Source organism: Streptomyces sp. NPDC059695 (assembly GCF_042733785.1).
Taxonomy (GTDB): domain Bacteria; phylum Actinomycetota; class Actinomycetes; order Streptomycetales; family Streptomycetaceae; genus Streptomyces.
The window spans coordinates 32,280-41,267 of the sequence record NZ_JBHWFF010000050.1; the positions used below are offsets into that span (position 1 = coordinate 32,280).

At 72.4% G+C, this 8,988-nt stretch carries 6 protein-coding genes and 1 pseudogene; 5 read left to right on the top strand and 2 right to left on the bottom strand.

Features of this window, described 5'->3' with window-relative positions; translation table 11 throughout:
- Positions 1-219: pseudogene (locus ACFV2S_RS35505) on the bottom strand (hypothetical protein); the annotation flags it as partial.
- A 541-nt stretch (positions 220-760) separates the two neighbouring features.
- Between ACFV2S_RS35505 and ACFV2S_RS35510 the strand changes: the two are divergent.
- Positions 761-1,573 (top strand): SAM-dependent methyltransferase, encoded by an 813-nt coding sequence (locus ACFV2S_RS35510; protein ID WP_385569452.1) that lies wholly within the window; start codon positions 761-763, stop codon positions 1,571-1,573.
- The gene (locus ACFV2S_RS35515; RefSeq protein WP_385569454.1) at positions 1,570-3,735 is read left to right on the top strand and encodes a putative bifunctional diguanylate cyclase/phosphodiesterase; all 2,166 of its coding nucleotides are present in this window, start codon (positions 1,570-1,572) and stop codon (positions 3,733-3,735) included. The genes ACFV2S_RS35510 and ACFV2S_RS35515 overlap by 4 nt, the downstream gene beginning before the upstream one ends.
- 360 nt (positions 3,736-4,095) lie before the next feature.
- Here the strand turns inward: ACFV2S_RS35515 and ACFV2S_RS35520 are convergent, their stop codons facing one another.
- Positions 4,096-4,980: a LysR family transcriptional regulator gene (locus ACFV2S_RS35520; protein ID WP_385569459.1), complete on the bottom strand. Its 885-nt coding sequence runs from the start codon at positions 4,978-4,980 to the stop codon at positions 4,096-4,098.
- Positions 4,981-5,076: 96 nt separating this feature from the next.
- Between ACFV2S_RS35520 and ACFV2S_RS35525 the strand changes: the two genes are divergently transcribed.
- Genes ACFV2S_RS35525 through ACFV2S_RS35535 form a run of 3 tightly spaced genes read left to right on the top strand, consistent with a single transcriptional unit; the run spans position 5,077 to position 8,490 of the window.
- Positions 5,077-5,802 (top strand): succinate dehydrogenase, encoded by a 726-nt coding sequence (locus ACFV2S_RS35525; RefSeq protein WP_385569464.1) that lies wholly within the window; start codon positions 5,077-5,079, stop codon positions 5,800-5,802.
- A 1-nt stretch (position 5,803) separates the two neighbouring features.
- Positions 5,804-7,744, top strand: a complete 1,941-nt coding sequence (locus ACFV2S_RS35530; RefSeq protein WP_385569467.1) for a fumarate reductase/succinate dehydrogenase flavoprotein subunit — start codon at positions 5,804-5,806, stop codon at positions 7,742-7,744.
- Positions 7,741-8,490 carry a succinate dehydrogenase/fumarate reductase iron-sulfur subunit gene (locus ACFV2S_RS35535; protein ID WP_385569471.1) on the top strand — a complete coding sequence of 250 codons (750 nt, stop codon included), beginning with the start codon at positions 7,741-7,743 and terminating at the stop codon, positions 8,488-8,490. Before ACFV2S_RS35530 ends, ACFV2S_RS35535 begins: the two co-directional genes overlap by 4 nt.
- Positions 8,491-8,988 lie beyond the last annotated feature (498 nt).

An 8,988-nucleotide genomic window follows, 5' to 3' on the forward strand; every position in this document is an offset into this window, starting at 1 on the left:
CTCCCCGGGCCGGGCGCGCCCGCGCGCGCCCGGCGGGGGCGGCGCGCGGCGGCGGTGGGGGCCGCCGCCCGCGCCCCCCCCCACCACGAGCTGCGAACCGCCCGAGTCGGTCGAGGCGTAGGCGCAGGCGTCGGCGGCGGCGGGCACCGGTGCGGCGAGCAGCCACACGAGACCGAGGGCCGCCAGCGGCCGCGCGAGGAGTGATCCGTACAGAGACACGCCCTCGAGCTTGATCACAACGACGGCGCGCCGGGGCGGAATCCGGCGGGATTCGCCAGATGGAGGGGATCTCCGGATGTGTGGACTTGACGTTTCGCCGGATGTCGGAGCGCGATTCGCCACAATGCCCGGTATTGCCGGGCGTGGTGAATCGCGACAGGTGGCCGATGGGGCCTGTTCAGGCCTCTCGGGCAAGAACTGTCCGGTTGTCGCCCTGTCGGAGGGACCGGCCGACAGGGCATCCTGCACCGGCGACCGGCCCCGGGAGCGGCAACAGCCGAGGTACGGACGGGGCCTGGCCCTCCGCCGGGCGCGACCCGCCCCGTTCCCGGAGTCGACGCACGCTCATATGCACGTGAATTTGCACAGCCTGAAGGCGTGAAGTCTGCGTTCCAAGAGCACGTGCCAATGGCGTGTGACCAAGAACGGACCGCGAATTTCCGTTTCTACTCGCTCTCCCGGCGGGCGATCAGTAGCCTCACCTCGAACACCGGCCGCGAACACATGGCCGCATCCCCGTGGCGACTTGTTGGAGACATTGATGGAGCGTCCCGCCTGGGCTCCGCCCGGTATCGACATCTCGGTGCCGAGCGTGTCCCGTATGTACGACTTCTATCTGGGCGGCTCGCACAATTTCGAGGTGGACCGGGAAGCGGCGCGCAAGGCCATGGAGTTCATGCCTGGCCTGCCCAAGGTCATGCAGGCGAACCGCGCCTTCATGCGACGCGCCGTCCGTCATGCCGTCGACAACGACGTCACCCAGTTCCTCGACATCGGCTCCGGCATACCCACGTTCGGGAACGTGCACGAGGTCGCCCGCGCCGCCGACCCCGCCGCCCGGGTCGTCTACGTCGACCACGACCCCGTCGCCGTGGCCCACAGCCGCGCCGTCCTGGAGGGCGACGACAGCGCGGCCGTCCTCGCCGCCGACCTGCGCAAGCCGGCCGACATCCTGTACAGCCCCGAGGTGACCCGACTCCTGGACCTGGAACGGCCGGTGGCCCTGCTCCTCGTCGCCGTGCTGCACTTCCTGGAGGACCAGGACCGTCCGTACGAGGCCGTCGCGGAGCTCATCGACGCCCTCGCCCCCGGCAGCCTCGTCGTCCTCACCCACGCCTCGTACGAGAACATCCCGCTCACCGAGGAGCAGGCCGGCGGCACCGTCGGCGTCTACCGCACCATCCGCAACCCCCTGGTGATGCGGTCGGGCGACGAGATCACCCGCTTCTTCGAGGGCACCGAACTGATCGAGCCCGGGCTCGTCCCGATGCCGCTCTGGCGGCCGGAGAGTCCGGCCGAGGAGGAGGATCCGTACGCCTTCTCCGGGTTCGCAGGGGTGGGGCGCAAGGCGTGAAGGTCCCGTCGCAGCCGACCGGCGCCGTCGCCGAAGCCGACGGCCCGGAGGACAGACTCAGGCGGTTCGTCACCATCTGGAGCCGCGCGATCTTCCCGGTGACGGCCACCTCGCTGACCCGCGCCGAGTTCGAGGGGCACCTGCTGCCGCTGGCCCGCACCCTGTACGACGCCCTGCACGCCCGCCCCTTCGACACGGCACCCGCGCAGCGCACCGGGGCGGCCCTGATCGCCGCCCACTGCACCGACCCGGACGCGCTCGGCCGCAGCCTCGGCGTCGTCGACTCGTACCTGGTGCTCTACTGCGGCACGGAGTCGGACCTCCCCGCCGAGGAGCTGCGCGCCCGCTGCGCCCGGCTCCAGCACGCCATGGCCGCCGGCTACGCGCAGGCGCTGCGCGAGCGGACCCGCGCCGAGCAGGAGGCCATCGCCCGCTCCGCGCTCGCCGCGCGCAGCGCCGCCGAGATAGCCCTGCACGCCACCGAGAGCCGCTTCCGCGCCGTCTTCGACGGAGCGGCCGTCGGGATCGGCATCGCCGACCTCGACGGCAACGTCCTGGAGGTCAACGAGACCCTCACCCGCATGTTCGGCGGGATGGAGGGCCCGGTGCGCAGCCGGAAGGTCAGCGAGTGGGTGCACCCGGAGGACGGCCCGCACGTCTGGAAGCTGTACGAGGAGCTGGTCCGCGGCGAGCGCGAACACTACCGCGTCGAGAAGCCGTACTACCGCGGTGACGGAACGGTTCTGTGGACCAACCTCACGGTCTCGCTCCTCCGCGACGCCGAAGGCCGCCCCCAGTACCAGCTGGCCCTCCTGGAGGACACCACCGAACGGCGCCTGCTCCATCTGCGCCTGCGGTACGAGGCCACCCACGACGCGCTCACCGGACTGCCCAACCGGACCCTGTTCTTCGAACGCCTGGAGAAGGCGCTCGCCCCCGGCGACAACGCCCGCTTCGGCCTCTGCTACCTCGACCTCGACGGCTTCAAGGTCATCAACGACAGCCTCGGCCACTCCACCGGCGACCGGCTGCTCGTCGAGGTCGCCGACCGGCTGCAGAGCTGCGTCACCGGCGGCGGCGAGATGGTGGCCCGGCTCGGCGGCGACGAGTTCGTCGCCCTCACCACCGCCCCGGGCGGCGAACAGGACGTCACCGAACTCGCCGACCGCATCCTCGCCGCCCTCGCCACCCCGCTCCGCATCGACGGCCGCGAACTCACCGTGCGCGGCAGCCTCGGCGTGGTCGAGGGCCCGGCCGGGGAACGGACCCCCGCCGAGGTGCTCCGCAGCGCGGACATCACCATGTACCGGGCCAAGTCGGCGGGCGGCAACCGCTTCGAACTCGCCGACCCCGAGGCCGACGCCCGCGCCATCACCCGCCACGGGCTCACCACCGCGCTGCCGACGGCCCTGGAGCGCGGCGAGTTCTTCATCGAGTACCAGCCGCTCGTCCACCTCGGCGACGGCAGCGTGCACGGCGCGGAGGCCCTCGTCCGCTGGTGCCACCCGCAGCACGGGGTGCTCGGCCCGGACCGCTTCATCCCGCTCGCCGAGGACACCGGACTCATCGTGCCGCTCGGCCGCTGGGTGCTCCAGGAGGCCGTGCGGCAGGCCCGCTTCTGGCAGACCCGGCACTCCGACGGAGGCCCGCTGCGGATCAACGTCAACCTCTCCCCGACGCAGCTCCACCACCCGCGCCTGGTCGCCGACACCGTCGACGTCCTGGAACGCTCCGGGCTCGAACCCGGAGCCCTCTGCCTGGAGGTCACCGAGTCGGCCCTGATCGGCGCCGACGAGGACCTGCTGAAGCCGCTGCGGCAGCTCGCCGAGATGGGCGTGGACATCGCCCTCGACGACTTCGGCACCGGCTACTCGAACCTGGCGAACCTGCGGCGGCTGCCGGTGAGCGTCCTGAAGCTCGACCGGTCCTTCACCCGGGGCATGCAGCAGCACCCGGTGGACCCCGTGGACCTCAAGATCGTCGAGGGGATCGTCTCCCTGGCGCACAGCCTGGAACTGGCGGTCACGGTCGAGGGCGTCGAGACGGGCGCCCAGGCGCGTCAGCTCCGTGACCTGGGCTGCGACACGGCCCAGGGCTGGTACTACGCCCGCCCGGGGGCCCCGGACCGGATCCACTCCCTGCTCCTGGCAGACGCGGTCTAGCCCACCGTCTGCCCCGCCCGCTGCCGTGTGGGCCCGCGCCCGGCGGGGCGGTGCCCCGCTGCCCGTGTGGGCCTTCGCCCACGCCCGTGTGGGCAATCGTCCCGCTGGGCGGGACGGGTGGGCACACGGGACGGCGCCTTCTCGCGGCGCCTCCGCGTTCCGCGCCTGGACCTGCACCACGTGCACGCCGCACCAGGTGGTGCGGGTCAGGGCTCGGGAGCCTAGGCCCGGCACGGGGCGCCGTCCGTTGTGCCCACCCGTTCCGCCCCAGCGGAACGATTGCCCACAACGGCGGGGCGTGGGCCCGCAACGGTGCGGCGCGGGCACGCAAGCAACGGCGCGGTCGTGGGTGGCGGTGTGTCAGGGGGTGCGGCGGCGGAGCAGGAGGCGCTGGAGTTCCCGCGCCGCCCGCGGCGGCGCCACGTCGCTCCGGTGCGCCAGGGCGATCGTCCGCCGCAGGCCCGGCCGCGCGAGGGCCGTCACCCGCAGGTCCCGCCCCGCGCGCCCCGCGACCATCGCCGGCACGACCGCGAGCCCGAGCCCCGCCCGTACGAAGCCGAGCACCGCGTCCAGCTCCCCGCCCTCCACGGTGAACGTGGGTTCGAAACCCTCCGCACGGCACGCGGCCACCGTGAGTTCCCGCAGGTCGTAGCCGTGCCGGAACATCACGAGCGGCTGGTCCCGCAGGTCCTTGATCCGCACGGGCCGGCGCGGGGCGGGTTCCGAGGCCGCGGAGACCACCACCAGGTCCTCCCTGAGCAGCTCGACCGTCGTCAGGGCGGGCGAGGGGGAGGGCAGCGGGAGGACGACCAGGGCCAGGTCGAGCGCCCCGCGCGCCAGCTCCCGTACGAGATCGTGCGAGCCGCTCTCCTCGATCAGGAGCTCGATCCCCGGGTGGAGGTCGTGGAAGGCCCGCAGCACGTCCGGAAGGAACCCCGTGCACAGGCTCGGCGTCGCACCGAGCCGCACCCGCCCCCGCTTGAGCTGCGCGAGCTCCTGCACCTCCAGGCGGGCCGTCTCCGTGTCCGCGAGGATCCGGCGCGCGAGCGGCAGCAGGGCCTCGCCGGCGTCGGTGAGCGCGATGTTCCCCCGGGCGCGGCTGAACAGCTCCGCGCCCAGCTCCTGCTCCAGGGCCTTGATCTGCTGGGAGAGCGAAGGCTGCGAGACGTGCACGCGCTCGGCGGCCCGGGTGAAGTGCCGGGTCTCGGCCACGGCCACGAAGTAGTGGAGCTGCTGGAACTGCATGGTCCCAGCGTAGAGGACATGAATAGGTTGGGCCTATCGAGATCAGCCGGACCATGTCTTGGACCTCTCGGGCCCTTCGGCCCTAGCGTCGGGAACATGGCTCTGGCACCCACGAGGGACCGGACGGCCGCCCGCCCGCCGTCCCCCACACCCTCCCGCGGATTCTGGTCGTCGACCCTCGGCAAGAAGACGGTCATGGCCGTCAGCGGGCTCGTCATGCTCGGCTACCTCGTCGCCCACGTCGCCGGCAACCTCAAGGTCTTCTTCGGCCCCGAGGAGTTCAACGGCTACGCCCACTGGCTGCGCGTCATCGGCGCCCCCGTCCTGCACCACGAGTGGGCGCTCTGGCTGGTCCGGATCGTGCTCCTCGCCGCCGTCGTCGCCCACGCCGTCTCCGCGTACCAGCTCAGCCGCCGCGACCTGAAGGCCCGCCCCACCGCGTACGTCCACCGCCGCAGGCGCGCCTCGTACGCCACCCGCACCATGCGCTGGGGCGGCGTCATCCTCGCCCTCTTCATCGTCTGGCACATCCTCGACCTCACCACCGGCACCCTCCACCCCGGCGGCTTCGAGGAGGGCAGGCCCTACCAGAACGTCGTCGACACCTTCTCCACCTGGTACGGCAACGTCGTCTACATCGTCGCCATGCTCGCCCTCGGCCTCCACGTCCGCCACGGCTTCTGGAGCGCCGCCCAGACCCTGGGCGTCGGCAGCGCCCGCCGCGAGCGCCTCCTCAAGGCGCTCACCAACATCCTCGCGCTCGTCCTGACCGCGGGCTTCGTCTCCGTCCCCGTCGCCGTCATGACCGGAGTGGTGAGCTGACATGAGCTACCTCGACTACACCACCGGTGAGCCGATCACCGACACCAAGGCTCCCGCCGGGCCCGTCGCCGAGCGCTGGGACACCCGCCGCTTCGAGGCGAAGCTGGTCAACCCCGCCAACCGGCGCAAGCACCGGATCATCGTCGTCGGCACCGGTCTCGCCGGCGGCTCCGCCGGCGCCACCCTCGCCGAACAGGGCTACCAGGTCGTCCAGTTCTGCTTCCAGGACTCCCCGCGCCGCGCCCACTCCATCGCCGCCCAGGGCGGCATCAACGCCGCCAAGAACTACCGCAACGACGGCGACTCGATCCACCGCCTCTTCTACGACACCGTCAAGGGCGGCGACTTCCGGGCCCGCGAGTCCAACGTCCACCGCCTCGCCCAGATCTCCGTCGAGATCATCGACCAGTGCGTCGCCCAGGGAGTCCCCTTCGCGCGCGAGTACGGCGGCCTCCTCGACACCCGCTCCTTCGGCGGCGTCCAGGTCTCCCGCACCTTCTACGCCCGCGGCCAGACCGGCCAGCAGCTCCTCCTCGGCGCCTACCAGGCGCTCTCCCGGCAGATCGCCGCCGGAAACGTCGAGATGCACGCCCGTACCGAGATGCTCGACCTGGTCGTCGTCGACGGACGGGCCCGCGGCATCGTCGCCCGCGACCTGGTCACGGGCGAGATCACCACCCACTTCGCGGACGCCGTGGTCCTGGCCAGCGGCGGCTACGGCAACGTCTTCTACCTGTCGACGAACGCCATGAACTCCAACGCCACCGCCGTCTGGCGGGCCCACCGGCGCGGCGCTTACTTCGCCAACCCCTGCTTCACCCAGATCCACCCCACGTGCATCCCGCGCACCGGCGACCACCAGTCCAAGCTGACCCTGATGAGCGAGTCGCTGCGCAACGACGGCCGCATCTGGGTGCCGAAGGCGAAGGGCGACACCCGGCCCGCCGGCGACATCCCCGAGGGCGAGCGCGACTACTACCTGGAACGCATCTACCCCTCCTTCGGCAACCTCGTCCCCCGCGACATCGCCTCCCGCGCCGCGAAGAACGTCTGCGACGAGGGCAGGGGAGTGGGCCCCGGCGGACAGGGCGTCTACCTGGACTTCGCCGACGCGATCCGCCGCATGGGCCGGCGGGCGGTCGAGGAGAAGTACGGCAACCTCTTCGACATGTACGCGCGGATCACCGCGGAGAACCCGTACGAGGTCCCCATGCGGATCTACCCCGCCGTCCACTACACGATGGGCGGGCTCTGGGTCGACTACGACCTCCAGACCACCGTCCCCGGCCTCTTCGCCATCGGCGAGGCCAACTTCTCCGACCACGGGGCCAACCGGCTCGGCGCGTCCGCCCTCATGCAGGGCCTCGCCGACGGTTACTTCGTCCTGCCGGCCACCGTCAACGACTACCTGGCCCGCCACCCGGCCGGCGAACCCGTCACCGACGACCACCCGGCGGTCCGCGAGGTGCTCGCCGAGACCGAGGACCGCCTGAACCTCCTGCTCTCCGTCGACGGCGACCGCACCCCCGACTCCTTCCACCGCGAACTCGGCGAACTCATGTGGGAGTACTGCGGCATGGCCCGCACCGAGGAGGGCCTGACCGAGGCGCTGCGCCGCATCCCGGAGATCCGCGAGGAGTTCTGGAGCCGCGTCAAGGTCCCCGGCACGGGCGAGGAGTTCAACCAGTCGCTGGAGAAGGCCAACCGGATCGTCGACTACCTGGAGCTCGCCGAGCTCATGTGCCTCGACGCCCTCCACCGGGCCGAGTCCTGCGGCGGCCACTTCCGGGAGGAGTCCCAGACCCCCGACGGCGAAGCGGCCCGCCACGACGAGGAGTTCGCGTACGCCGCGGCCTGGGAGTTCGGCGGGGCCGCCCCCGTCCTCCACAAGGAGGACCTCACCTTCGAGTACGTCCACCCCACCCAGCGGAGCTACGCATGAGGCTCACCCTGCGCGTCTGGCGCCAGCAGAACGCCGACGCACCCGGCGCCATGTCCACCTACGACGTGGACGGCATCTCCGCCGACATGTCGTTCCTGGAGATGCTCGACACCCTCAACGAGGAGCTCATCCTGCGGGGCGAGGACCCCGTGGCCTTCGACCACGACTGCCGCGAGGGCATCTGCGGCGCGTGCAGCCTCGTCATCAACGGGGACGCGCACGGGCCGGAGCGCACCACGACCTGCCAGCTCCACATGAGGTCCTTCCGGGACGGCGACACGATCGACGTGGAGCCCTGGCGCGCGTCCGCGTTCCCGGTGGTCAAGGACCTGGTGGTCGACCGCTCCGCCTTCGACCGGGTCATCCAGGCGGGCGGCTACGTCACCGCGCCCACGGGCGCGGCCCCCGAGGCCCACGCGACGCCCGTCCCGAAGGCCGACGCGGACTCGGCCTTCGAGCACGCCGAGTGCATCGGCTGCGGGGCGTGCGTGGCGGCCTGCCCGAACGGCTCGGCGATGCTCTTCACCTCCGCCAAGGTCAACCACCTGAACGTCCTGCCCCAGGGCTCCCCGGAGCGCGAGACCCGGGTCCTGGACATGGTGGCGCAGATGGACGCGGAGGGCTTCGGCGGCTGCACCCTGACCGGCGAGTGCGCGACCGCCTGCCCGAAGGGCATCCCGCTCCCGTCGATCACGGCGATGAACCGGGAGTGGCTGCGGGCCCGGCGGAAGGCCCCCCGCGGCTGACCGGATTCCGGACAGTCCTGCGGCGTGGGCTCCGCCACTCCGCGCACCCCGCGACCGGAGATCCTTCACGGAAAGATCACCTTCTCCGCAGGATCTTCGCTCCGGGGTGCTCCCGCGCGCCGAGACAGCAAGATCAACTTCGTTCGGATCCGTACTTTCCGCGGCACCTTGTCCACTTCGCGGCCAACCCGCCGCCGGGAATTTCCGGCACGCCGACACCCCCGGGTACTGATGGGAGCCGCCGGGGGGACATGACCGACCCCCCGGTCGCACCGACCACTTGGGGGTTTCATGTCCAGCATCACCCGCCGCCGGGCCCTCGGCGTCGCGGCCGGCGCGGCCGGCGCCGCCGCGGGCCTCGCCCTGGCCGGCCAGGCCGGCCCCCCCCCCCCGGCCCCCCCCCCCCCCCCCCCCCCCCCCCCCCGCGCAGCCGGGCTCCCCCGGCCCCCCCCCCAACGCCGGCCCCCCCCCCGCCCCCCCCCCCCCGGCCCCCCCCCC

What these genes read in the sequence shown, in the direction of transcription:
- ACFV2S_RS35510 (WP_385569452.1), top strand. Translation starts at nt 761, where the DNA reads ATGGAGCGTCCCGCCTGGGCTCCGCCCGGTATCGACATCTCGGTGCCG.
- ACFV2S_RS35520 (WP_385569459.1), bottom strand. Translation starts at nt 4,980, where the DNA reads ATGCAGTTCCAGCAGCTCCACTACTTCGTGGCCGTGGCCGAGACCCGG.
- ACFV2S_RS35525 (WP_385569464.1), top strand. Translation starts at nt 5,077, where the DNA reads ATGGCTCTGGCACCCACGAGGGACCGGACGGCCGCCCGCCCGCCGTCC.
- ACFV2S_RS35530 (WP_385569467.1), top strand. Translation starts at nt 5,804, where the DNA reads ATGAGCTACCTCGACTACACCACCGGTGAGCCGATCACCGACACCAAG.
- ACFV2S_RS35535 (WP_385569471.1), top strand. Translation starts at nt 7,741, where the DNA reads ATGAGGCTCACCCTGCGCGTCTGGCGCCAGCAGAACGCCGACGCACCC.